Source organism: Pyrococcus sp., from assembly GCF_030153625.1.
Taxonomy (GTDB): Archaea; Methanobacteriota_B; Thermococci; order Thermococcales; family Thermococcaceae; genus Pyrococcus; species Pyrococcus furiosus.
Map to the genome: position 1 here is coordinate 12,657 of NZ_JASKLM010000003.1, position 23,280 is coordinate 35,936.

20 protein-coding genes, 1 tRNA gene and 3 pseudogenes are annotated in these 23,280 nt (G+C 39.4%); 6 read left to right on the forward strand and 18 right to left on the reverse strand.

Translation table 11 applies throughout. The annotated features are described in order from the left end of the window. Nucleotides 1–3: 3 nt before the first annotated feature. Both PWP39_RS00905 and PWP39_RS00910 read right to left on the reverse strand, forming a co-directional pair. Entirely contained in the window at nucleotides 4–1,722 is a 1,719-nt protein-coding gene (locus PWP39_RS00905; RefSeq protein WP_288071959.1) for a glutamate--tRNA ligase, read from the reverse strand. Nucleotides 1,723–2,158: 436 nt separating this feature from the next. Further along, nucleotides 2,159–2,236: transfer RNA gene (locus tag PWP39_RS00910), tRNA-Val, on the reverse strand. A gap of 125 nt (nucleotides 2,237–2,361) precedes the next feature. Here PWP39_RS00910 and PWP39_RS00915 point away from each other — a divergent pair. Beyond that, nucleotides 2,362–3,075 carry a phosphoribosyltransferase family protein gene (locus PWP39_RS00915; protein WP_288071960.1) on the forward strand — a complete coding sequence of 238 codons (714 nt, stop codon included), beginning with the start codon at nucleotides 2,362–2,364 and terminating at the stop codon, nucleotides 3,073–3,075. Here the strand turns inward: PWP39_RS00915 and PWP39_RS00920 are convergent. The 7 genes and pseudogenes from PWP39_RS00920 to PWP39_RS00955 all read right to left on the reverse strand — a co-directional run bounded on the left by PWP39_RS00920 (nucleotide 3,072) and on the right by PWP39_RS00955 (nucleotide 8,010). Next, nucleotides 3,072–3,518, reverse strand: a complete 447-nt coding sequence (locus PWP39_RS00920) for an Lrp/AsnC family transcriptional regulator (protein ID WP_288071961.1) — start codon at nucleotides 3,516–3,518, stop codon at nucleotides 3,072–3,074. The two genes, PWP39_RS00915 and PWP39_RS00920, sit on opposite strands and share 4 nt — an antisense overlap. Then, on the reverse strand, nucleotides 3,451–4,002 hold the full coding sequence (locus PWP39_RS00925; protein ID WP_288071963.1) for a YkgJ family cysteine cluster protein: 552 nt from the start codon (nucleotides 4,000–4,002) through the stop codon (nucleotides 3,451–3,453). Before PWP39_RS00925 ends, PWP39_RS00920 begins: the two co-directional genes overlap by 68 nt. 10 nt (nucleotides 4,003–4,012) lie before the next feature. Beyond that, nucleotides 4,013–4,242: pseudogene (locus PWP39_RS00930) on the reverse strand (Lrp/AsnC ligand binding domain-containing protein). Continuing rightward, the gene (gene srp54, locus PWP39_RS00935; protein ID WP_288071967.1) at nucleotides 4,242–5,573 is read right to left on the reverse strand and encodes a signal recognition particle SRP54; all 1,332 of its coding nucleotides are present in this window, start codon (nucleotides 5,571–5,573) and stop codon (nucleotides 4,242–4,244) included. The pseudogene PWP39_RS00930 and the gene srp54 overlap by 1 nt, the downstream one beginning before the upstream one ends. Further along, nucleotides 5,560–6,192: a dTMP kinase gene (tmk, locus tag PWP39_RS00940; RefSeq protein WP_288072025.1), complete on the reverse strand. Its 633-nt coding sequence runs from the start codon at nucleotides 6,190–6,192 to the stop codon at nucleotides 5,560–5,562. The genes srp54 and tmk overlap by 14 nt, the downstream gene beginning before the upstream one ends. A gap of 15 nt (nucleotides 6,193–6,207) precedes the next feature. Continuing rightward, nucleotides 6,208–6,912, reverse strand: a complete 705-nt coding sequence (locus tag PWP39_RS00945) for a phosphohexomutase domain-containing protein (protein ID WP_288071970.1) — start codon at nucleotides 6,910–6,912, stop codon at nucleotides 6,208–6,210. Nucleotides 6,913–6,923: 11 nt separating this feature from the next. Beyond that, nucleotides 6,924–8,010, reverse strand: a pseudogene (locus PWP39_RS00955) (nucleotidyltransferase family protein). 85 nt (nucleotides 8,011–8,095) lie between these two features. On the opposite strand from PWP39_RS00955, the gene PWP39_RS00960 reads away from it, so the two are divergent. Further along, nucleotides 8,096–9,379: a sodium-dependent transporter gene (locus tag PWP39_RS00960; RefSeq protein WP_288071972.1), complete on the forward strand. Its 1,284-nt coding sequence runs from the start codon at nucleotides 8,096–8,098 to the stop codon at nucleotides 9,377–9,379. A gap of 54 nt (nucleotides 9,380–9,433) precedes the next feature. Here the strand turns inward: PWP39_RS00960 and dnaG are convergent, their stop codons facing one another. The 7 genes and pseudogenes from dnaG to pfpI all read right to left on the reverse strand — a co-directional run bounded on the left by dnaG (nucleotide 9,434) and on the right by pfpI (nucleotide 15,240). Beyond that, nucleotides 9,434–10,792: a DNA primase DnaG gene (dnaG, locus tag PWP39_RS00965; RefSeq protein ID WP_288071974.1), complete on the reverse strand. Its 1,359-nt coding sequence runs from the start codon at nucleotides 10,790–10,792 to the stop codon at nucleotides 9,434–9,436. Then, nucleotides 10,792–11,187: a toprim domain-containing protein gene (locus tag PWP39_RS00970; protein ID WP_011012870.1), complete on the reverse strand. Its 396-nt coding sequence runs from the start codon at nucleotides 11,185–11,187 to the stop codon at nucleotides 10,792–10,794. The genes dnaG and PWP39_RS00970 overlap by 1 nt, the downstream gene beginning before the upstream one ends. Nucleotides 11,188–11,252: 65 nt before the next feature. After that, nucleotides 11,253–12,530: pseudogene (locus PWP39_RS00975) on the reverse strand (TIGR04013 family B12-binding domain/radical SAM domain-containing protein). A gap of 79 nt (nucleotides 12,531–12,609) precedes the next feature. Next, a complete protein-coding gene (gene hpkB, locus PWP39_RS00980; RefSeq protein WP_288071981.1) occupies nucleotides 12,610–12,813 on the reverse strand; it encodes an archaeal histone HpkB in 204 nt (67 codons plus the stop codon). Nucleotides 12,814–13,046: 233 nt separating this feature from the next. Then, nucleotides 13,047–13,958 (reverse strand): triphosphoribosyl-dephospho-CoA synthase, encoded by a 912-nt coding sequence (locus tag PWP39_RS00985; protein ID WP_288071983.1) that lies wholly within the window; start codon nucleotides 13,956–13,958, stop codon nucleotides 13,047–13,049. After that, nucleotides 13,942–14,670 (reverse strand): hypothetical protein, encoded by a 729-nt coding sequence (locus tag PWP39_RS00990; protein WP_011012866.1) that lies wholly within the window; start codon nucleotides 14,668–14,670, stop codon nucleotides 13,942–13,944. Before PWP39_RS00990 ends, PWP39_RS00985 begins: the two co-directional genes overlap by 17 nt. Nucleotides 14,671–14,739: 69 nt before the next feature. Continuing rightward, nucleotides 14,740–15,240, reverse strand: coding sequence for a deglycase PfpI (gene pfpI, locus PWP39_RS00995; protein WP_011012865.1), 501 nt, complete (start codon nucleotides 15,238–15,240; stop codon nucleotides 14,740–14,742). Nucleotides 15,241–15,412: 172 nt separating this feature from the next. On the opposite strand from pfpI, the gene twy1 reads away from it, so the two are divergent. The 4 genes from twy1 to proC all read left to right on the forward strand — a co-directional run bounded on the left by twy1 (nucleotide 15,413) and on the right by proC (nucleotide 18,997). Next, complete coding sequence (gene twy1, locus PWP39_RS01000) at nucleotides 15,413–16,429, forward strand: 4-demethylwyosine synthase TYW1 (RefSeq protein ID WP_014835579.1); 1,017 nt, start codon at nucleotides 15,413–15,415, stop codon at nucleotides 16,427–16,429. A gap of 58 nt (nucleotides 16,430–16,487) precedes the next feature. Then, nucleotides 16,488–17,723, forward strand: a complete 1,236-nt coding sequence (locus PWP39_RS01005; protein WP_288071990.1) for a translation initiation factor IF-2 subunit gamma — start codon at nucleotides 16,488–16,490, stop codon at nucleotides 17,721–17,723. Nucleotides 17,724–17,728: 5 nt separating this feature from the next. Further along, a complete protein-coding gene (locus PWP39_RS01010) occupies nucleotides 17,729–18,145 on the forward strand; it encodes a type II toxin-antitoxin system VapC family toxin (RefSeq protein WP_288071992.1) in 417 nt (138 codons plus the stop codon). A gap of 66 nt (nucleotides 18,146–18,211) precedes the next feature. After that, nucleotides 18,212–18,997: a pyrroline-5-carboxylate reductase gene (gene proC / locus PWP39_RS01015; RefSeq protein WP_288071994.1), complete on the forward strand. Its 786-nt coding sequence runs from the start codon at nucleotides 18,212–18,214 to the stop codon at nucleotides 18,995–18,997. On the opposite strand, the gene carB is transcribed toward proC, so the two are convergent. Together carB and carA are read right to left on the reverse strand one after the other, a co-directional pair. Further along, on the reverse strand, nucleotides 18,986–22,156 hold the full coding sequence (carB, locus tag PWP39_RS01020; RefSeq protein ID WP_288071996.1) for a carbamoyl-phosphate synthase (glutamine-hydrolyzing) large subunit: 3,171 nt from the start codon (nucleotides 22,154–22,156) through the stop codon (nucleotides 18,986–18,988). The two genes, proC and carB, sit on opposite strands and share 12 nt — an antisense overlap. Next, nucleotides 22,153–23,268 (reverse strand): glutamine-hydrolyzing carbamoyl-phosphate synthase small subunit, encoded by a 1,116-nt coding sequence (carA, locus tag PWP39_RS01025; RefSeq protein ID WP_288071998.1) that lies wholly within the window; start codon nucleotides 23,266–23,268, stop codon nucleotides 22,153–22,155. The genes carB and carA overlap by 4 nt, the downstream gene beginning before the upstream one ends. Nucleotides 23,269–23,280: the final 12 nt, after the last annotated feature.

Genomic DNA, 23,280 nt, shown 5'->3' on the forward strand with positions numbered 1-23,280 from the left:
AGGTCATTTGTGGGCATATATTGCGATAACTCTGTTGTTTTCTATTTTGTCAATCCTTACAAATCCAAATCTTTCAAACTGCACTATCTCTCCTACTTTTACATTAGCACCCTTCTCTAATAAGCCCTTTCTGATTACTAGCTCCTCTCCCTCTGGGATTATTACTTCACACTCTTTGCCTTCTGGGACCCAGTGAATCATTTTCCACTTGTTTTTCCTTGCAATTTCATACTCATAGCTGTGGAATCTTGCCCTTATGTTATCCCCAACTTCTAAAATTTCTACGTTAAATAAATCCTTTAGTCTAATAAAGCCTCCTGGCTTTAATAAGTTAAGATCGTCTTTTGAAACAAAAATTGGCTTTCCTGGTTCGAATTTTAGCACTCTGTATCCTCTTTCTGGATGATCTGGGTGGAGAGGTATTTTTGCTTCAAACTCTTTAGCTTCCTCTATGTACAGGGGAATCGGGTCTGCAACAAAGAAGTATCTATTTGCTATTGGATCAACGAGTTTTCTATTTATCGCAGCTAAGTTATCCCAGCTTACAGTTGCGTCACTCTTTTTAAGGCCGACTTCTAAGATTAGTTCTCTTATTGCTTCTGGCAATATCCCCCTCCTTCTTAAGGCTCTTATGGTTCCCAACCTAGGATCGTCCCATCCCAAATATTTTCCTTCTTCTATTCCTTTTCTAGTCTTAGACTTGCTGAGAATTACTCCTTCAATTGATAGTCTTCCGTGATGAACTGTTACAGGGTACTCCCATCCAAAATACTCATAGATATACCTCTGCCTTGTCTCATTTTCTGAGTGTTCTTGTCCTCTAAAGATGTGGGTAACTCCTAATTCGTGATCATCTATAGCTGAAGCAAAGTTATAGAGGGGCCATACTCTATACTTATTTCCAGTCCTTGGGTGATTTGGCTCGTCGACAATTCTAAGAGCGGGCCAATCTCTAACAGCAGGATTTGGGTGATTTAAATCTGTTTTGATTCTAACTACAGCTTCTCCTTCTCTATACTCTCCACTTAGCATTTTCTTCCATCTTTCCAACTGCACCTCTACAGGTTCATTTCTATGGGGACAGGCAATTCCTTGATCTCTTAGCTTTCTAAATTCATCTGGTGGACAAGTACATACATACGCTTTTCCCATTTTAATGAGCTCTTCTGCATATTTATAATAAATTTCAAGCCTATCACTTGCATAAACGATTTCATCCGGCTTTATACCCAACCATTCTAAGTCTTCTATTATCATGTCGTAGAATATTGGCTCTGGTCTCTTTACCTTTGGATCTGTGTCATCGAATCTCAGAATAAATTTTCCACTATACATTTTGGCATATTCATAGCTTAATATTGCTGCTCTAGCATTTCCCAGGTGAAAAGCACCATCTGGATTTGGAGCAAATCTTGTTACAACTTTGCCTTTTTCTGCTTTAGGTAGTGGGGGGAGTCGCTTTTTCTCTTCCTTTTCTTTTCTAGTGCTCTCCATGAAGTATTCTGGGTAAATTTCTTCAAGTTTCTTTTTCTGCTCTTCCACTGAAAGAGTATTAACTTCATCTACAATTTTATTAACAATTGGAACAATTTCTCTAGCTCTCTTTCTGAGCTCAGGGTTTTCTCCGAGGATTTTTCCTATAACTGCCTTTGGATTGGCTTTACCGCCATGCTCTATTGCATTTATTAGAGCGTACTTGAGTGCAAGTTTTTCTACTTCCATTTTTCTCCCCTAGAAAAATGACATTCCAAGTAGATATAAACGTTTTCAGGTTTTGCATATTTAATTTCCAAAAAATTTTAGAAAAATCTAAATGGAGAGGCTCATGTTATTGTCCTCTCTGTTTTCCATAAGACTTTATCAAACATTCTACACTCTCCTCAACTTGAATCAGGTTCCAAAGTTGTCGTCTAGGGAAGAAAAATAAGAAGTGGGGATCAGCGATAGCTGGTATCATCACCCCTCAGTTCCGAAACCGTTCATCATCTTCAAATCTTATTCTTTGTGCTAATTTTTTAACTTTCTTCTTTAAGGAAATTTCTCTTCTGGTGTATTCTTCAATAAGGTCTCTAAGAAACTTATAATATCTTAAGTTCCAAGGAACAAAGCCGACGTATAGTTTGAGTTAATTTATGAAAGAACTAACTAGGAACTTCAATGGTGGGCCCGCGGGGATTCGAACCCCGGACCTCCGCCTTGTGAGGGCGGCGTCATAACCAGTCTAGACCACGGGCCCCTTCCCACTTAGGATGATTCTCAATAGGTTTTTAAGAATTTCGAAGACTTCTTTGCTCTCTTTCCTAATATTTCCGAAACTCATTTATACAAATTTTTGTTAATTTTAGGGTGGGGTGATAGGGAATGAACCAACTTGAAGCTGTTAGGGAAAAGCTTAGGATCATCAGAATGTTAAGGGTTTTAAAGAAAACATATACGTATGAAGAGTTATCCGAAATTACTGGTCTGCCAGTAACAGTTCTAAATAGATACGTGAAGGGGAAGGTTCTTCCCAGTGTTGAAAGAGCACGAGAGTTGTTTGAAAGGCTATCTCCTTATTTAAACTTGGAGGAAGAAGTAAAAAAGAGGTTGAAATTTGATTCACATGGATTCTTTGATTCTATGAGCGTATTAAGTGATACAAACTTATTGGCTCTAATTTCCGAAGATGTTGCCTTGAAGTATATGAAGCTGGGGGTTGAAAAAATATTAACAGCGGCGACCGATGGTATTCCTTTAGCTGTTCAAATTGCGAATGAACTAGGAGTTGATGTTGTTTATGCAAAGAAGAAGAAAGAGGTTGGGGTTGAAAAATTCTACGAGATCAACTATATTCCAAGTGCTTCAGGAAGTATAACAACCCTTTATCTTCCCGTCTGGGCACTCAAAAAAGGAGAAAGAGTCCTGATAGTCGATGACGTTGTCAGAAGTGGGGAAACTCAAAGAGCTCTAGTAGAGCTTTGCAAGCAGGCAGGAGCAATTCCAGTCGGAATGTTCTTCTTAATAAGTGTTGGCGATATCGTGGAAAAGCTCAAAGAAGAGTACAATATTCCAGTGGAGGCACTGGTTAACCTCTAGGGTTCTAGTCTAAAGTCCTCTTTTACTATTTCTAATGCAACATGCGTGTTTGTTTTTTCAACTCCATCTATGCTGAGCACACTCTTTACGAACCTGTTCATGTCTTCTCTCGATCTAAACTTTGCGATTACAATTATATCATATTCCCCTGTGACATCATACACACAGGTTACATGCTTATCTCTCGCAATTATTCTCTCTATTTCTCTAATCTTCTTCCCCTGGGCTTTAATTCCAATAATTGCAGTTAATTCATACCCCAGCTTCTCATGATTCAACTTTACTGTGAATCCCTCGATTATGTTCATCTCTTCAAGTTTTTTGAGTCTATTGTAGATTGTACCGACTGCAACGTTGAGCTTTTTTGCTATCTCTCTATACGACAGTCTCGAGTCTTCTATTAGAAGAGATAAAATTTTCTTGTCCAGGTCGTCGATTTTCATCAATTTCACCCTTTAGTTCTTCAATAATTGGCATGAAATACTTTTTTATTATTTCTCTTACATCTTCTCCATCTGGAGCATTTATTCCGGGGCATTGAGAATCTTCTTTTGCGTGAATCTCTAGTTCTGTCTTATGTTTAACTAATACAAAAGGATACATCCTGCAAGCAGCAGGTCTATGCTGGTATATATTGCATTTCTTCGTTTCCGGATCTAGGAATACGCAAGCATCGTCGAAAGGTCTTTTTTTCATTCCATATCCTAGGAACTTTACTCCCCTATAAAACATCTTTGTATAGTCGACAAAGTACTCCTCCTCATATCCAAGAGATGATATCTTCTGTATATCTTTCTCTCTAAGAGGAATTTCATTATATATGCAACACTTTCCGCAATCTTCTATGCACTTAAATCTAAACTTGTCGTCAATGATGTAAATTTGATCAGTTTCTAGATCATAAATGGCTATAAGTTTTTTCTCCACGATCTTTCACCTATCGATAAGAACTCGCAATGAGAGTTTCACTCACCTCAACACCTGGGATTTTTCTTAAAACTTCATCATGGAATTTATCGAGGTCTTTTAGGTCTTCTACTTCTACTCTAGCTACTATATCATAATCTCCATAAACTATATCTCCTTTATTTCTGGTCTGTCCTTTAGCGCTTCATATACCTCTTTTTCCTTTCCAGGATATGCTATTATTAGAATAAATGCTTCCATTACATACCAAACCTCCTAGCAAGTCTACTTAATTGTCTCTTGTTCATACTCTTAAATAATTTTTTCATCTGTCTATATTGATCCAAAAGCTCTTTTACATCCTTTGTAGAGGTTCCTGATCCCCTTGCAATTCTCTTTATTCTAGAGTAGTTTATTATTTCTGGATTTAGCAATTCTTCCTCCGTCATTGAGTCCATTATTACTTTGAATTTCTTTAGCCTCTCTTCTCCTATTGATATTACTTCATCGGGAAGGGAGTATCCTAGCCCAGGGATCATTCTTAGTATTTGCTTTAAGGGGCCCATTTTTCTCATCGCTTCAAGCTGGGCGTACATGTCCTTGAGTGTGAATTTACCCCTTAGGAATCTTTCAATATCATCTTCTTTTATTTCGACTTCTTTTTCTAGTTCCTTAAACTTTTCTAACAATCCTTGGATATCCCCTAGTCCTAAAAGTCTTGAAACAAATCTTGGTGGGTCAAAGGGCTCTATATCATCTATCTTTTCTCCCGTCCCTATGAATTTGATGGGAGCTCCCGTTGCGGCAACAGCAGAAAGAGCACCTCCTCCCTTGGCAGAGCCATCAAGCTTTGTAACTATTATAGAGCCAATTGGGGTTGCTTCCTTAAAGGCTAAAGCCTGGTTGTATGCTTGCTGTCCTATTGTTCCATCAATGACAAGTATAACCTCATGAGGGTGTATTACATTGCTTATTTGCTTCATCTCTTCAATTAATGCTTTGTCTTCTTTATGCCTTCCTGCAGTGTCTACTATTATTATGTCTACTCCTTTAGATTTGAAGTAATCAACTCCTTCTTTTGCCAACTTTATGGCATCTTTTTCTTGAGGATCTCCAAACACTTCTATGTGATAAGGATCAAGAAGTTGTCTAAGTTGGTGGTAAGCTCCAGGTCTCCAGGTGTCTGAACACACAACCCCAACCTTATATCCTCTTTTTTGGAAGTATCTAGCAAGTTTAGCAACTGTTGTAGTTTTCCCACTTCCTTGAATTCCGACCATTAACAAGATCGTTGGCTTCTCCTTAATATTTATTGGCTTTGCTTCTGTTCCCAGGAATTTTGTTAGCTCTTCGTAAACTATTTTTATAATATGTTCTTTCTTAGAGATTCCCGCGGGGGGCTTCTCTTCTAGTGCTCTTCTCTGTATTTCTTTTGTAAGTTGAAGAACTAGTCTAACGTTTACGTCAGCTTGAATTAGGGCCCTCTGAATGTCCCTAACTAACTCTTTAATTAAAGCTTCATCTACACTGCTGGCTCTGGCTATCTTCTTTAGAGTGTTAGCTAGTGCTTTCCCTAGGTTATCTAGAACCATTGTCCTTCCCCCAAATTTCCTTTATCAAATTTATTATTTCCCTATGAACTTCTTCCACACTTTTTGTTGCTTCAATTATTTTAATTTCATTAAACATCTTGGCAAGTTTTATATAATTTTCTCTTACTTTCTCTTGCAACTTAAATAATCTGTCGAATTCCGTTTGTGAATTTCTTCTTTTGATTCTTTTTATGCCTTCTCTTGGAGGAATATCAAGGAGAAATACTACATCTGGACGCGGAGCAAATTTGTTTATCTCTATTAGCCACTCCAGATCTAATCCCCTCGCCCATTGGTATGCCAAAGAAGAATAAAAGTATCTATCTGAAATTACAACGCACCCCTCTTTAAGTGCTGGTTCTATTATTTTCTTTACGTGTTCAGCCCTATCTGCTGCAAAAAGTAGAGCTTCGGCTTCTAGGCTTATTCTACCTCCATCAATTACACTTCCTTCTAATACCAGCTTCCTGATGATCTTCCCAAAATCTGTATCAGTAGGTTCCTTTGTGAGCACAACTTTGGATCCATTCTCCTCAAACCATTTTGCTAATAACCTTGCCTGTGTTGTTTTACCAGAGCCATCTATCCCTTCGAGGACTATGAAGAGCCCTCTCTTCATTACTTTCACCGAGTGTTAAAATTTAGCCAAGTGGTCAAGCAGCTTCCATAGGGTATCGAACTCCTTCACTTCATTGTCTTTATAGACTTCTGCTATTCCATCTGGTCTAAATCTTATACCAAAATCGTACTCACCTTTTGATAACTTTTGAAGAAATACTTCCTTTGGTTTTGGTGGGAGATAGCTGGTCATCATATCATTGATAAGCTCGACCTCGAATCCAAACCTCTCGTTAAGTCTTGGGAATAGAAGAGCTGCTGGAGTGTTCATGCAATCCACGAGGGCTTTCCCACTTATGGTGAAATTATAGTGTCTAAATAGTTCGTATAGAAGATCATCCAGAGCATTTGGATAGTACACGGTGGCTCCAATATCATTTGGAGGGGCCTCTACAAAGGCCTTACTTTCGGCAATTGCTCTTACTTCTTCAACTTCAACTCCACTTATTTCAACTCTAACTCCACCGTAATAATAGACATATACAAAGGGATATCCTTTCCTCTTTGCAAAGTCCCTTAGAGCTATCAGTGGAATTAACCTAACATCCATTACTGTTGACCCTGTGCTCACTATCCCTATAACTAAAGCCCTTTTTCCATATCTAGATATCGCCCTTCCATCCCTTCCTACTACAATTGTTCCCTGAGCAGCAGTTCCTATGGCTCTCCCCAAGAGGGCAAGTTCCTCTGGATTGAACTTTTCTGAATAGTACAACTCCATACCTCATCACCTCAATCAGGGAGTATTATACTTTCTTTACCAATTCTTGAATCTGCCCAAATCTTAACATTTGCTCCAACTTTACTAAAGTCTTCAATTATTGAGTTATCCCCAATAACACTTCCTGGCTCAATAATAACTCCTTTCCCTATATAGACATTTTCTCCAATTATTGCTTCCCTAATTTCTGCTCCCTCTTCTATGGTAACGTTGGAGAATATTACTGACCTTTCTATGGTTACATCCTTGCTGATTTCAACATTGTTCCCCAAGACTGCAAAGCCAATGATCTTTGGTCTTCTTAGTATGCATTTACTTCCTGTGAATAGACTTCCCCCTTTTTCAATGTTTCCTTTTAATAGGCCAACGTTTATTTGAGGTAATCTTAGTTTGCCTAAAAATACATCTTCAGTAGCTTGGAGATATGTAGATGGTCTCCCAATATCGTTCCAATACTCATCAAAAGGATATCCGTAGATAGGAATGTTCTCATTTAGCATTTTTGGAAATAGATCTAAGGAAAAATCAAAGTTTTTTCCCTTAGGAATTAAATCGAAAATTTCTGGTTCAAACACATATATTCCAGCATTTACCAAATTGCTTGGAGCGTCTTCCTTTTTTGGTTTCTCTTTAAAGTATGATATTCTTCCCTCATTATCTAATACTGCTACTCCATAAGCACTGGGATCTTCCACTTTTGTTAGGGCTATTGTTGCGGGGCCTTTCTTCTTTTTGTGATACTCAACTAAACTCCTGAAGTCTAAATTTGTTAAAATGTCACCTGAAACTACCAAGAAAGTATCTTTGATGAATTTCTCCGCTTTTTTTTAGAGCTCCTGCAGTACCGAGCTTTAAATTTTCTCCGTTTGAGTACTTTATTTCTACTCCAAATTCTTCTCCATTGCCGAAGTATTCAAAAATTCTCTCTTTCAGATACCCTACCAAGACAATTATTTCATCCACTCCAAACTTAGTTAAGCTTTCTACAATGTACTCCATTATTGGCCTGTTGAAAAAGGGTATCAGTGGTTTTGGTCGATACACTGTCAGTGGCAATAAGCGAGTCCCTTTACCTCCAGCTAGAATTACTGCCTGCATTTTACCTCACTCTCCACCTGTTTAGTTTGTAAAAATAAAGTTTTATATGTTATGGTTAAAAATAACGAGTGAGGAGGTGAAAATAATGGGAAGTAAGAAATGGGAAATATATCTTATAACCCTCGTTGCTGGATATGCAACTGGAATTGGAACGCTAGGCCTTTTTCCACAGATGTGGCTGAAATATGGAATGTCTGGTCTTATATTACACTTAGCATTCCTAGTCATGTTCACGTATCTTGCTATTATGGAAGCTAAGAAGATTGCAGAGTTAGGGTACTTTTTTGCAGAATTTTACGAGAAAGTCATTAAGAAACCAGGAGCAATTTTGCTAATTTTATCAGTCATTGTTTTCTTCTTGTCCTATTACACAGCGAATGTGGGTCTATCACTACTTGCTCCTTACCTGGGAACTGGAACATTTGGAAGATTTATATCAAAGATTATAGTTCTGGCAATAATGGGTGTTATCTTAGCTAGGGCAAGAGAAAAGACTTTCACGATTATGGCAATAGGCTCGATGGCGTTTATATTCTTAACATTCCTACTTGGAGTTTCTTCGTATCAAATTTCTAGAATTCCAGAGATTACTAACTTAGGTAAGCAGATGCTCACAAGCTTTAAGCCAATAACGTTTGATATGGTGAGAGTAGCTGCAGATAGGGCAATATATGGAGTTGGGTTGGGGCTTGGATTTTATATAATGCTTGGAAGCTTTATTGGAAAAAGATTTTCACCTGGGAAAATTATAACCATAGGAGTTCTTATCCAGCTAGTTCTTGGGATTCTTGGAACATTCGCTATAATAAATTTCTTAGGAGCGTCTGAGAGTGGAGAAATGATACTAAAGGAATATGCTCAGGGAGAAGAAGAGGAAGCACTTGCAATCTTAGGTTATTTACCCACTATAATCTCAAGCACCCTAATTTTGGCATTGATAGGTATCGCTGTATTCCTGGCAGGGTTGACTAGTATCTTGCCAACTTCAGAGGTTGCCCTTCAGATAATCCAGCACTTGACACGTAAACCCAGAACAAAGGCTGCTCTTTGGCTGTTGATGATAGTTCTCCTGATAGGTTTAGTGAATTCTGCTCCAGCAATATCTGACATGTTTCTTAAGTGTGTATCAGCCATGGTGTTCATCGTGGCAATTTTTGAGTTGCTGCCAATTGTTACAACAGAGAAAAAGCTTTCAATAGCAAAAGTAGTGGCAGGGGTATCTGCCTTAATATTCCTTGTAGGATTTGGACTCCAAATTAAGCACATAATTGAAATTAGGTACTATGTTTCGCTGATTCTAGTAGTGATAATATTGGCTGAAGTTCTGTTGTGGGAGAAAATAGTTCCACAAGGTGAGGAAGAAATTTAAACCTTTCTCTTTTATTTGATTTTTAAACAAAAATAATAAGAAGAGGAAAGGAGTTTATTCTGCAAAAGTTATGATCTTAAGGGTTATGGGTCTTCTAACTACATTAGCTTTTCTTGCACCAATCAAGTATTTTGCTCCTTTCTCGCTCACTATATCAATTAACCTTTGGGTTATGACTCCGTTAAACACAACAGCATATATACTTTCTGAGCTTTCTATTGCACTTAACATGTCTCTTATTGGCACTTCTTTTATTATGTTCTTATTTTCATCTATTAGGAGAGCTATTGAGTCGTTCTTTACCTTCTCGATGAATTCCTCAAATTCTTTGTAGTCTGGCTTTAGTACTTTTAGGGGCTTTACAATTTTTTCATTTGGTTGAACTTGCGGTTGGGGTTTTAAACTTTCCTTTTCTTCTGTATATTCTTGTTTTCTAGCTCTCTCGTCCTCTTCTTCCTTTTCTCTTTCCTTAACTATTTCATAAAAGCTCTTTCCTTTGTTGAACAATTCGTTAATAACTTGTTCCGCTGGGACCTTACTTCTTAGCGCCTTTATAATTTCTTTTTTAGTTAGCTCTTCAACTTCTTTTCCTTCTGGAGCTCTGGCTACGTAGTCTATATCAGCAACTTGGAGGAGCTCTTTTAGAATTAGCTCTCCTCCTCTGTCTCCATCGGTAAACGCTGTTACTATTCTCTCCTTACTTAGTTTTATTATTGTTTCAGGAATTGATGTTCCTTCTACAGCAATTGCGTTCTTTATCCCGTGCCTTAAGAGATTAAGGACATCTGCTCTGCCCTCAACAACTATTATTGAGTCAGAAAATGGGACATGGGGTCCTGCGGGTAACTTCTCAGGACCATATTCGATAAGCTTCATTTCTCTTACTGCCTTTCTAACTTCCTCAACTAGCTCTTGTGTTTCTGGGATCTCCTCCTCCATGAGTGTTTCGAGTATTTCTTTTGCCCTTTCGATTATATACTTCCTTTTTGTGGCTCTAACATCCTCTATTTTTATCACTCTTATTTTTGCTTCGCAAGGACCTACTCTATCTATGGTTTCAAGGGCTGCTGCTATAATTGCAGTTTCTACTCTATCTAGGCTTGAGGGTACTAAAATTGTTCCATAAGTTTTGCCTGCCTTTGTGTGTACCTCAACTTTGATTCTTCCTATTCTTCCAGTTTTTTGAAGTTCTCTTAGATCTAAATCGTCCCCAAGAAGTCCTTCCGTCTGACCAAAAATTGCCCCCACTACATCTGGTCTTTCGACAACCCCATTAGCCTCAAATTCAGCATGAATAATATACTTTGTCGTTCCGAAATCATCTTTTGCTGCCATATTCCCACCTTCTTTAGCTTTTTCAAATCTTTGTTTTTCGGAAATCAACTGGTGGATCACAGTCTTCTTTCTTTTCATTAATCACCCTCCTTAGGGGCCCAGAAACGGAGCCTCAGGCTCTCCCACAAATCATAGAGATCTTCAATCCCCTTAGCGTCCTTTGAGGCAATAAATTGGAGTTCCCTTCTAGTTTCCATATCGACTTTTGTTAGACCTACTAAGAGGTCGTAGAGCCTTTTTGCGAGTTTCTCTCCAGTTTCGTCGAAATCTGTTAGGATCATTACTTCTTCATGTTCAGAGGCTAGTAACGCTACATCTGCAAGGGATGATCGGGAGAGCCTGAGGATCTCCGTTTGGACCCCCAATTTGCGTAGGGAATCTTCATCTCGCTTTCCCTCTACTATTATAACCCCCTTGAATTCTCGCAACCTTTCAATTATTTTTTCAAACTTTTCATAGTTTTCGGGATACATATAACTATCGGATATTTTGAGCGAAGTTTAGAGTTATAAATTTTTGGGCCTGGGCCTTTAACTATTTAGCAAATTTCTTTCACTTTTCCCACATAGCTAAACGGCTCTTCATAGAACTCTTCTATAAGTTTCTGGAGTTTCCTGGAGGTTTCTATCTGTATTCCCCATGCTCCTTCAATTTTTCCTTCCGCTGCCATTCTCCCCAAGAATTTTTTCATTTCTTCGCTAAGGGGAGATGGCTTGCATTTTGCCCAGGGGGTTCCAGGTAGAGGCATAAAGTAATGAGCTCTAACTTTTCCGCCCTTCTTAATTATCCATTTCATTAGTTCAATGCTTTTTCTCTGCATCTCTTCGGTTTCTCCTGGTAAGCCTACTATAAAGTCTACTACAGGAGTTATCCCATACTCAAGCGAGAGTTCAACAGCATTAATTACATGTTCCACTTTATGGACTCTATGCATTGCTTTCAACATTCTATCATCTCCGCTTTGAGCTCCTATTGCTAGCCTTCTTGTATCTGTATACTTAACTAGTAACTCTAAAGTTTCCCTAGTAACGAATTCTGGCCTCACTTCGCTTGGAAATGTTCCATAGAATAGTCTTCTCCCTTCCCTTCTGAGAGGTTGCAATGCCCCGAAGAAGTGCCTCGACTTTTTCAATTTTTAAAATCCCCCGGGGCTCCCATATGCGAATGCATTTGGGGTTATATATCGCATGTCTTTCATTCTCTTTGAGTACTTTACTATTTGGTCAATTGGCCTATGTCTCATTCTAAAACCTTTTGCGTAGGGAGTTTGACAATAGTAGCATCCAAAGGGGCATCCTCTACTTATCTCCATTGGTGAAATTAACTTTAACCCCTCTGGATATGGAGGGAATTTCCAGAAGTCTTCGACCTTTGCAAACCCTGTGAATACAAATTCATTTCCAAGATAAAAGGCAAGTCCTTTCACTTCAGCGAGGTCTTTTGTAACTGTGTAGTTTGTTTTCCTAAGTTTTGTGAGGAGGTTATAGAGGACCTCTTCTCCTTCTCCTATAACAGCAATGTCAAATCCCAGGACTTTGAGGGTATGCTTGGGCATCGCTATTGCATGATATCCTCCTGCTACCAAAATTGCGTTGATATTCTTCCTAATTTTTTCAACTTCCTTTTTAACAGTATCAACTTCTTGGCTATAGAAGGAGTATAGAATCACTTTTGGCCTCTTCTCAATTATTTCATCTAAATTGTTAGAAACTAACACGTTGGACAAATCATAGCCTTGGCTCTCTAACGCTGCAAGAAGGTGAACAAAGGCGTTATGATTTCTTCTAGTAATTCTTACTGCAACTTCATAATCCATGGGAAAACATTAAAAGAAACCCTTTAAAAACACTAAAGGTCTTACAAGGGGGACAAAAGGAAAAGTAAAAACGGAGAAATCAGCTCTTAATTGCGAGCTTAATGTCTTCGACCTTAACGGTCTTTCTACCTGCGTGCTTTGCAAGATCTACTGCCTTTTTTGCGATCTCAAGAGCTTTTTCCTCAAGGTGCTCTGCAAGTACCTTAGCTGCTTGCTCGCTAACTCTCTGAGCACCAGCCTTTCTTATAAGTCTGTCAACTGGGGCAATTGGTAATTCTCCCATCATCCACACCTCCTACAAGGTTCTTTCGTTTAAAATAGGGCTGTAAAAGTATATAAACTTTTCGCAAATTTTTGCCGCCTAATCCTCCTATGGGCTATTAGAAGGAGATCTAATTAATAATTATTTGATATTTTGGCACTTACATCTCTGATGTGCCTTATAGTGGGTCAGTTATAGGATAGAGGGTGAGTCCCGGGTAGGAGGTTCTTTTCATGTTTGGTGTAAAATAATGGTTATATTTTCCGCAAAAATTTTGATTCTAGGCGATATCCCTTTAGCATGAGCAGAGACAGTGCCGTTGCCATAATGTCGGCTAAACTTCCTGGGTTTCTTAAGTCTCTTTTTTCATACATAAACCTCTCAAATTCCTCTTCAGTTATCTTATTTTTAAGCAACTGGGTGGCCATTTCTTTAACTTTCTTAGCTTCTTGAATTCCAGCCTTCCTTATTATGAGAGTGTCTTCATATTTGGATAAGAGAACAACAAATGTTTTTCTTACCTTACCTTCAAGGTCTTCACTCTCTAAATTATTTTCAAGAAGCTTTAGCGTTTCATATGTTAGGTCATAGTTATTTAACCATTCACAAAACACTAATTCCCTTTCGCAGCTAATTTCTGCCAACTTATAGAGATTAATTCCATCTCTAACGAGATCCTCAAACGAAGTGTCGCTGTATACGTCATATTTAACCCCTCTTGGAATACCTTTTGGATTGGCAATTCTTATCGCTTTGTAGAGCTCTACTGTATCTAAGGGCGTTGATTTGGAAATCAATCTGGTAGCCATTTTACCGGCATCCTCTATAGAAGCTCCTGAAGACAGTGAAACTATTAAGGGAATACTCAACACTATTATCCCAAAGTTTGGATTTGCATCTTGGTACTTCTTTGCCTCTGCAACGGCAATCCTTATGAGCTTTCCAATTCCGACCTCGCTCTCGTTAATTTTTCCTTCTTTAAGCAGAATTCCTCTTTCAGTAGCCTCAAAATAAGGTCCGATTAGGGCAGTATTTCCAAATAAAAAATGATAGAATGTTAGGTCTTCAAAGTCCTTATATCTTGAAACGTTTCCAGGCTTTGGAATAGCTACTTCTAACAGACTTCCTAGGATGAATGCCCTTACTATTTCACTTTTCGTTTTCAACGGTTAGCTCACCCAGAATGTCTTCAATATCTACTTTAACAATCTTATTGCTATCTTCTGAAAGATCAGCAATCTTTCCGATAATTTTAGAATATGATATCTTGGCGGTAGAATTCTTTGGTATCGTGATTTTTACCTCTCCTATGACATCCTCAATCTGAACTTCTCTTGTTGCCTTGATCTCGGCTCTTCCAAGAATGTCCTCGCTCTCAAACACTTCTGTGTATGCTTGAATATTAACTTCCCCTAATACGTCTCCAACCTCTATTCTCTTAGTTGGTACTTCAACTATAAGTCTTCCCAGGATGTCTGATGTTTTTATGCTCGATAAGTTTCCCATGAGTATTATTTCTCCGTTTTTAAAGCTCTTTTCGCGACATTCTGAGCACGTTATAACCAGCGAGTCTTCAGAAACGGACACATTTATCGGAAGGTTGGAGAGAACCTTTATCTGTGGTTCGTTACTTGGCTTTATTTTTACCGTTCCAATTACGTCCTCTATGATAAGGGATGTTGCATTATACGCTCCTATTTCTTTTATAGGACCTGCATTATTAATAGTTTCACATGTGCAGTGGCAGTTGGGGAAGTCTAGAAAACTTATGGTGCTCCCTAAAGCTAGGAGGAATATTCCTGCTAAAATTAGTGCTCCTATTATTATCCCAATAACTGCACCAATAATAAAACCAAGTAATGATAGCCCCCTTCTCACTAGTATTCACCAATGAAAAAGGACTAACAAAAATATAAAAAATTTATGAATTATGAATACTTACAATGATCACTTAAGTAATTTAACAAATTCTCTCATCCAAGCGTAAAGGTCTCCTGGGTGTCTAGAACTAACCCAGTTTCCGTCAACAACAACCTCTCTGTCTATCCACTCTACTCCGGCATTAATCATGTCGTCTCTTATTCCTATGTAGCTTGTTCCCTTTCTTCCCTTTAGCACTCCAGCGGAAATCAATATCTGAGGACCATGACAGATAGTTGCCACTGGCTTTCCTTCGGTGAACATTTTTCTTGCTATCTCAACTGCTTTCTCGTTAAGCCTTACTCTCTCTGGGGCCCTTCCTCCTGGGAGAACTAAAGCGTCGAATTCGTCGGGGTTAACCTCGTCAAAGGTTAAGTCCACCTTGACTGAATATCCGTGCTTTCCTGTAATTACACCCTTCTCGAAGCTCGCTATGTAAACTTCGTGACCTTCTTCCTTGAGCCTGTGGTAGGGGTAGATTAGCTCTACATCTTCAAATTCGTTTGCACTCAAGAACAGTATCTTCATTCCTATCACCAAAGACTTTATTCGTGGCTTTTCTTTAAGGCATTTTGGGTTAACAATACTGTTTAATGAATTAGTTTTCAAAAAATGTTGTTGGTTAAATGAAGGTAAATAACTTTTTAAATGATTATTCTGGTATTTAAGTTAGGCGAGCCTAATCTGGAGGTGAGTGAGAATGGATATAAAGCCTGGAAAAATTACTGTTCAAGCTAATCCAAACATGCCTGAAGAGATAGCTAATTTGTTTAGAAAACAACACTATGAACTCGTAGGTAGGCACAGCGGGGTTAAACTTTGCCACTGGTTGAAGAAGAGTCTAACGGAAGGGAGATTCTGTTATAAGCAGAAGTTCTATGGCATTCACTCTCACCGTTGCCTTCAAATGACTCCAGTGCTAGCGTGGTGCACCCACAACTGTATCTTCTGCTGGCGTCCAATGGAGACTTTCTTAGGTACTGAAGTTCCAGAGCCCTGGGATGACCCAGCTTTCATAGTTGAGGAGAGTATAAAGGCCCAAAGAAAGCTGTTGGTGGGGTACAAGGGTAATCCAAAAGTTGACAAGAAAAAATTTGAGGAAGCTTGGGAACCAAAGCATGCTGCAATAAGTCTTTCAGGGGAGCCAATGCTTTATCCATATATGGGAGATCTGGTAGAGGAGTTCCACAAGAGAGGGTTCACGACATTTATAGTTACCAACGGAACAGTCCCAGAAAGCCTCAGGGAGATGATAAAGGATGATAAGCTACCAACTCAGCTCTATGTATCTCTGACAGCTCCGGATATAGAAACCTATAACAAAGTAAATATTCCTATGATCCCAGATGGGTGGGAGAAGATACTGGAGTTCCTAGAATTGATGAGAGATATCCCAACGAGAACTGTTGTTAGACTAACACTAGTTAAGGGAGAGAACATGCACAATCCAGAAGGATACGCTAGGCTAATAATGAAAGCGAGGCCAATGTTCGTTGAGGCAAAGGCTTACATGTTTGTAGGATTTTCAAGGAATAGGCTCACAATAAACAACATGCCAAGCCATGAAGACATAAGAGAATTCGCTGAAGCACTGGTCAAGTATCTTCCGGGTTATCACATTGAAGATGAATATGAACCAAGTAGGGTAGTTTTGATTATGAGAGACGATGTAGATCCTTCTGGAACAGGACTGGAGGGGAGGTTTATTAAACATTGAATTCCCAGGAATAAAGCTATAAATGGAATAGCTATCTACCATTTTGGGGGAGAGGACAATGGGTGAGAAAAGAAAAACTAGGCAGGCGGAGGTAAATATAGGGATGGTTGGTCACGTTGACCACGGTAAAACAACCCTTACAAAAGCTCTTACGGGGGTTTGGACAGATACTCACAGTGAAGAGCTTAGAAGGGGTATCACAATTAAGATAGGATTTGCAGATGCAGAGATAAGGAGATGTTCTAACTGTGGCAGGTATTCAACTTCACCGATATGTCCTTACTGTGGTCACGAGACAGAATTCATAAGGAGAGTTTCTTTCATAGACTCTCCCGGTCACGAGGCGTTAATGACCACAATGCTTGCTGGGGCATCATTAATGGATGGAGCAATTTTAGTTATAGCTGCAAATGAGCCCTGTCCAAGGCCTCAGACGAGAGAGCACTTGATGGCTCTCCAAATTATTGGGCAAAAGAACATAATAATTGCTCAAAACAAAATTGAATTGGTTGATAAAGAGAAAGCCTTGGAAAATTACAGACAGATAAAAGAGTTCATCAAGGGGACTGTAGCTGAAAACGCTCCAATAATTCCAATATCTGCCCTTCATGGGGCCAATATTGATGTGCTTGTCAAGGCAATAGAGGAGTTTATACCGACCCCAAAGAGAGATTCAAATAAGCCTCCAAAGATGCTCGTGCTTAGGAGCTTTGACGTAAATAAGCCGGGAACTCCTCCAGAAAAGCTCGTGGGAGGAGTTTTGGGAGGTTCGATAGTTCAAGGAAAGCTAAAAGTTGGGGATGAGATAGAAATTAGGCCGGGAGTTCCCTATGAAGAGCACGGAAGGATAAAATATGAGCCAATAACTACCGAAATTGTATCATTACAGGCAGGAGGACAATTCGTAGAGGAGGCATACCCAGGAGGGCTTGTGGGTGTTGGTACAAAGCTCGATCCCTACTTAACTAAGGGTGATCTAATGGCAGGAAACGTGGTTGGAAAACCTGGAAAACTGCCACCAGTCTGGACAGATCTAAGACTTGAAGTTCACCTACTGGAGAGAGTTGTTGGTACTGAGCAAGAGCTGAAAGTTGAGCCAATTAAAAGGAAGGAAATTCTTCTCTTAAACGTTGGAACAGCTAGAACAATGGGCCTGGTTACAGCTCTAGGTAAGGATGAGATAGAGCTTAAGCTCCAGATACCAGTTTGTGCTGAACCTGGAGAAAGAGTTGCAATTAGCAGGCAAATAGGGTCAAGATGGAGATTGATAGGATACGGCATAATTAAGGAGTAAAGGCAATGAAGAGAGTTTGGCTGGTTATTCCTGATACAAATTTCCTTTTTATTCCTGGGCAATTTGGCGTTGACATAATATCTGAGCTCGAAAGAATACTTGACGTGAACTACAAAATTGTGATACCGAACGTAGTTTTGGAAGAATTAAAGACTATTCTCAAAGAAGGTAAGCTTAGAGGAAAAGATCTAATTGCTGCTCGAATGGCACTTAAGTTAGCTGAAAGGTTTCCCACAGTTTACATAGGGGAGTTCATGTCCAAAACCACGGATGAGCTAATTTATGAGTTTGCAATTTCGAACGATAATGTGATAGTTTGCACTAATGATAAGCAATTGAGAAAAAGGTTGAGAGAAGCAGGGGTCCCAGTTGTGTTTCTAAGACAAAAAAAGAGGCTGGAACTTGAGGGCATGTTGGGATAAGTGACGAAATATTCCCAAGAAGAATTATAAACATTCCAAGGTATTTCCAAAATTCAGGTGAAATAAATGAAGGTTGCTGTAATTGGAGCGGGAACAATTGGAAGTGCTGTGGCAAGAGCTTTGGCCGAAAGTAACTATGAAGTTATTGCTACAAGAAGAAACATTGAGAAGGTTAAATGGCTGGAAAAGTATGGAGTAAAACTTGAAAAAGATAACAAAAAAGCAAGTAAGGAAGCAGATATTGTAATTATTGCAGTAAAACCAAGCAAAGTTGGAAAAATTTTGGAGGAGATAAAGGAAGAAGTTGAGGGTAAAATTGTAATTTCTCTAGCTGCTGGTATTCCAATAAAGCTTCTTAAGCGGTTCGCAAATGCAAAATTTGTGAGGGCTATGCCGAATATAGCTGTTCTCGTAAAAGAGTCTTTTACGGCCTATACAACAGAAGATTTAAGCGAAGAAGAAATTAGAACCGTTGAAGAAATCTTTGAGTCCTTTGGGAAGTACATAAGGATCGATGAGGAATATATGGATGCTATTACTGGATTAAGTGGATCTGGGCCAGCTTATGTCTCTGTGTTTTTAGAGGCCATGATATATGGTGGTCTGCGAGTTGGACTTCCAAGAGACATTGCAAGGCTTGCAGCTGCTCAAACCCTCCTAGGGACTGCGAAGCTCTTACTCGAGTTTGAAGGACACCCTGCTGAAATTAGGGATATGGTAATAACTCCTGGAGGAACAACGATAGATGGAATATTTGAGTTAGAGGAGGGAAAAATTAGAACAACAATAATGAAGGCCATTGATGCGGCAACTAAAAAATCAAAAATCTTATCAACAAGGCTATCTCCTTAAAACTATCGAAGTTGCATATTCTTCAACATTTTCTTCAATTTTTCTAGTCCAGTATTCCCTCAGCTCTTTGATTTCAAACTCTTCTTGAGTTTTTGTCTTCCACTCTATGGCCTTTGCTAGCTCCAAAGCTAAGTTTGCGTCTAAGACCAATGGAACATTTAAATCTGCTGCAAGTCTTCTGATTTCGTAGTCTTTATCTTTTGCATATCCTGTGGTTATTACAATGTCTATTTTTCCTTCTTTAATCATATTAACTGCTTCTTGTTTTGAAATCTCAATTTCTCCAATGCTTCCATCAATTGAATACGTTTTAATTCCGAGATTCGCTAAAATCTTTGCCGTTTCTTTTAGGATATTTTCTTTCTCCCAACCATAGACTAAGGCGGAACTTTTTGGAAGCTCATTTGGCTTTACTGAGAGCCAGCTTTTTAGCAGGGCATCTTCGTAATATGTTCCGAGGGCTGCAACCTCTCCTGTTGATCTCATCTCTGGGCCAAGGAATGGGTATGCTCCTTGAAGTTGGGCCCAGGAGAACTGTGGACTCTTTACTCCATAAGCTATAGGAGGGATCTCATAGTATTTTTCTTCAACTCCAATTTTTAGTTCTCCATCTAAAACTGCCTGGGCAGATAATTCCATTAGATTTACTCCTCTGGACTTACTGGAGAATGGCATTGATCTGCTAGTCCTTAGGTTGAGTTCTAGAACGTAGGGCTTTTTGTCTATCACAAATTGGACGTTGAATGGTCCCTTAATTTCTAGCTCTTTAGCAAGCTCGTAAATTATTTCCCACATACTTTTGATGTTGCGTTCACTTACAGTTCTCCATGGAGTTACCATCGTTGAATCCCCACTATGGACCCCTGCACCTTCGATATGCTCGAGTGTTACTCCAACAACTTTCTTCCCATCGCTAACAGCGTCAATCTCAGCTTCTGTTCCTGGGATAAATTTGGATATTAATACTGGGTGCTCAGGTGAGACTGAAGTAGCTTCCTTTAGGAAGTTAACTAGCTCCTTCTCATTCCAAGCGACTTTCATTGCTGTTCCACTTAAGACGTAGCTTGGCCTCACTATTACTGGATACTCAATTTTCTTTGCGAGTTTTGTAGCTTCTTCAATGCTCTCTGCTGAGATCCATTCTGGCTGAGGAATTCCAAGCCTCTCTAATAGCTTTGAGAATTTGGCCCTGTTCTCCGCCTTATCCACGCTCTTTCCTGAAGTTCCGAGTAGCTTTACCCCAGCGTTTTCTAATTTCTTTGCTAAAGAATTTGCCAATTGGCCTCCTGCAAATGCCACTACACCAATAGGCCTTTCGAATTCATATATATCAAGAACTCTCTCAAGCGTTATCTCATCAAAGTACAGCCTATCGCTCATGTCCCAATCAGTTGACACTGTTTCTGGATTATAGTTTAGAATTGCCGCTTCTATTCCCCTCTTTCTTATGGCATTTACGAAGTTAACAACTGCCCAATCGAACTCAACACTTACTCCTATCCTAAACACTCCCGCTCCCAGGACTAGAATACTGGGCTTCTTTGGTTTTGGAATGTCATTTTCAATACCATCATACGTAACGTATAAGTAGTTTGTTTTTGCTGGAAATTCTCCAGCTAGCGTGTCAATGTTCTTAATTACTGGTCTCCATTTCTTTTTCATTTTCCTTTTTGTTAAAAGTTCAATCTCCCAATCGCTGAATCCAAGCCTTTTGGCTTCCCTAATAAGTTCATCTGTTGGATTCTTCCTTAATTCCTCTGCTATCTTAACGATATCTTCTATTACATAGATAAAGAACTTGTCAACTTTTGTTATCTTGTGGATATCTTCAACCGTAGCTCCCAGCCTAAGGGCCTTGGCTATGTGCATCAATAGGTATGGTTCTTTTCTCTTTAACCTCTCTAAAACATTTTCGAGAGGCTCATCTTCCAAGTAGTATTTACCAATGAGCTCATCACCAATGTCAAGCATTCTTATTGCCTTTTGAAACGCTTCATGTAGATTCCTTCCGATTGCCATAACTTCTCCTATGCTTTTCATCTCACTTCCTATACTTTTGTTTACCTCCTCAAACTTCTTAAGATCCCACCTGGGAATCTTAACGGCTACATAGTCAAGACTTGGCTCAAAGGCTGCTGTTGTGACTCCTGTAACGGTGTTCCTCAATTCGTCTAGGGTATATCCTATTGCCAACTTTGCAGCTATGTATGCGAGAGGATATCCAGTAACTTTACTTGCAAGTGCTGATGACCTACTCATCCTGGGGTTTGTCTCGATGACGTAATATTCCTCAGAATTGGGACTTAGTGCGAGCTGAACATTTCCCTCCCCAATCAACTCTATTGCGTCCGCAACACCAATTGCAGCATCCCTCAGCATTTGATATTCCCTGTTGGTTAGGGTCTGAGAAGGACCTACGACTATTGATTCTCCTGTGTGAACTCCCATAGGATCAACGTTCTCTAAACATACAACTGCAACCGAGTTTCCAGCTTTATCCCTAACAACTTCGAACTCTATCTCTTTCCATCCGTTGAGGTACTTCTCCACGAGAACTTTTCTTATTTCACTTTGAGCAAAGGCCCTTATAATGTATTTTTCAAACTCTTCCCTGGACTTAGCTATGAAAGAACCCCTGCCTCCCAAGTTGAAGCTTACCCTTACTATTACTGGAAATCCAATGTTTTCAGCAATTTCAATGGCTTCCTCTGGAGTTTTTGCAGCGTCGCTGGGGGGAACTGGTAGGCCAACTTTTTTCATGGTCTTTTGGAACTTCTCCCTGTCGAGCGCTCTTTCAATCCCTTCAATTGGAGTTCCCAAGACCTTTACGTTGTATTTGTCTAATATTCCCTTTTTGTACAGGGAAACTCCTAGAGAGAGTGCGGTCTGTCCTCCAAATCCGACTAGTATTCCATCGGGTTTTTCTTTTTCAATAACTTTTTCTATAAACTCGGTTTTTAATGGAAGGAGATAAACTTTATCCGCGAGCTCATAACTAGTTTGAATTGTGGCAACATTTGGATTTATTAGGACTGATTCTATTCCTTCTTCCCTTAATGCTTTTAGTGCTTGACTTCCACTGTAATCAAATTCAGCTGCCTCACCGATTTTTATTGCACCAGAACCAATAACAATGACTTTTGATACATCAACTTTCATTTTCCTCCCTCCATCATCTTTGCAAATTCATCAAAAACCCACAATGAATCCCAGGGACCAGGAGAAGCTTCGGGGTGATATTGGGTTGCTATAATAGGTAAACTTTCGTGTTTTATCCCCTCTACAGAATTATCATCAAGGTTTATCATCCATACCTTAAACTCATTTAGGCTTTCAGGAATAATTGCATAGCCATGATTTTGAGTAGTAACGAACGCCTTCCCGCTCTCTAAGTCTTTAACCGGCTTGTTAATCCCTCTGTGGCCATACTTAAGCTTGTATATTTCTGCTCCATCTGCTAAAGCTAGAAGTTGTTGACCAAGGCATATTCCCATCATTGGAATTTCTTCGTTGAATGCTTTCCTAATACTCTTAGCTACTTCTTTTAGGAGAACGGGATTTCCGGGTCCATTGCTTATGAATATACCATTTGCGTTGTAAGAGTAGTAGGCCTCAACTATGTCCCAGTTCCATGGAATCCTAACAACTTTAATTCCCCTCCTAAGTAACTCTCGAAGAATCCCAAACTTCACTCCCAAATCAAGCATCACCACTGTAGCTTTGGCATTTTCTGGTGTGTGTACAATTGGGGTTTTTGGTGATACAAGTTCAACAAAATTAGTATTTTCATAGCTTATCTTCCTCACGTTCTCCAAAACTTCTTCTAAATCTGCCTCTGTTGTGACTATTGCTCCCCTCATTACGCCTTGCTCTCTAATTTTCTTGACCAGAGCCCTAGTGTCAACCCCGTGAAGTCCTGGAACGCCCTCCCTCCTTAGCCATTCATCTAGACTCATTTCACTGCTCCAGTGGTTAGGTCTCATGAGAAAGGATATTACGAAGCCCTCTACTTTAATTGAGTCTGATTCGTAATGTAGGGGAAGCCCATACTCCTTTAGGCTTTTAGATGGTACTCCGTAAGTCCCCATTAGGGGATTTGTGGCGATTAGGATTTGTCCCTTGTATGAAGGATCAGTCAGGGACTCTGGGTATCCTACCATTGCTGTCGTGAAGACTACTTCCCCATACCTGACTGTTTCTGCACCAAAGGCCCGTCCTTCTATTACGGAGCCATCTTCCAGAACTAAATATCCTTTTTTGTACCGACCCATTAAATGCCCTCT

Bases quoted from the DNA above. Each gene is read 5' to 3' on its own strand.
- PWP39_RS00905 (WP_288071959.1), bottom strand. From the start codon at position 1,722: ATGGAAGTAGAAAAACTTGCACTCAAGTACGCTCTAATAAATGCAATA.
- PWP39_RS00915 (WP_288071960.1), top strand. From the start codon at position 2,362: ATGAACCAACTTGAAGCTGTTAGGGAAAAGCTTAGGATCATCAGAATG.
- PWP39_RS00920 (WP_288071961.1), bottom strand. From the start codon at position 3,518: ATGAAAATCGACGACCTGGACAAGAAAATTTTATCTCTTCTAATAGAA.
- srp54 (WP_288071967.1), bottom strand. From the start codon at position 5,573: ATGGTTCTAGATAACCTAGGGAAAGCACTAGCTAACACTCTAAAGAAG.
- tmk (WP_288072025.1), bottom strand. From the start codon at position 6,192: ATGAAGAGAGGGCTCTTCATAGTCCTCGAAGGGATAGATGGCTCTGGT.
- PWP39_RS00945 (WP_288071970.1), bottom strand. From the start codon at position 6,912: ATGGAGTTGTACTATTCAGAAAAGTTCAATCCAGAGGAACTTGCCCTC.
- PWP39_RS00960 (WP_288071972.1), top strand. From the start codon at position 8,096: ATGGGAAGTAAGAAATGGGAAATATATCTTATAACCCTCGTTGCTGGA.
- dnaG (WP_288071974.1), bottom strand. From the start codon at position 10,792: ATGAAAAGAAAGAAGACTGTGATCCACCAGTTGATTTCCGAAAAACAA.
- PWP39_RS00970 (WP_011012870.1), bottom strand. From the start codon at position 11,187: ATGTATCCCGAAAACTATGAAAAGTTTGAAAAAATAATTGAAAGGTTG.
- hpkB (WP_288071981.1), bottom strand. From the start codon at position 12,813: ATGGGAGAATTACCAATTGCCCCAGTTGACAGACTTATAAGAAAGGCT.
- pfpI (WP_011012865.1), bottom strand. From the start codon at position 15,240: ATGAAGATACTGTTCTTGAGTGCAAACGAATTTGAAGATGTAGAGCTA.
- twy1 (WP_014835579.1), top strand. From the start codon at position 15,413: ATGGATATAAAGCCTGGAAAAATTACTGTTCAAGCTAATCCAAACATG.
- PWP39_RS01005 (WP_288071990.1), top strand. From the start codon at position 16,488: ATGGGTGAGAAAAGAAAAACTAGGCAGGCGGAGGTAAATATAGGGATG.
- PWP39_RS01010 (WP_288071992.1), top strand. From the start codon at position 17,729: ATGAAGAGAGTTTGGCTGGTTATTCCTGATACAAATTTCCTTTTTATT.
- proC (WP_288071994.1), top strand. From the start codon at position 18,212: ATGAAGGTTGCTGTAATTGGAGCGGGAACAATTGGAAGTGCTGTGGCA.
- carB (WP_288071996.1), bottom strand. From the start codon at position 22,156: ATGAAAGTTGATGTATCAAAAGTCATTGTTATTGGTTCTGGTGCAATA.
- carA (WP_288071998.1), bottom strand. From the start codon at position 23,268: ATGGGTCGGTACAAAAAAGGATATTTAGTTCTGGAAGATGGCTCCGTA.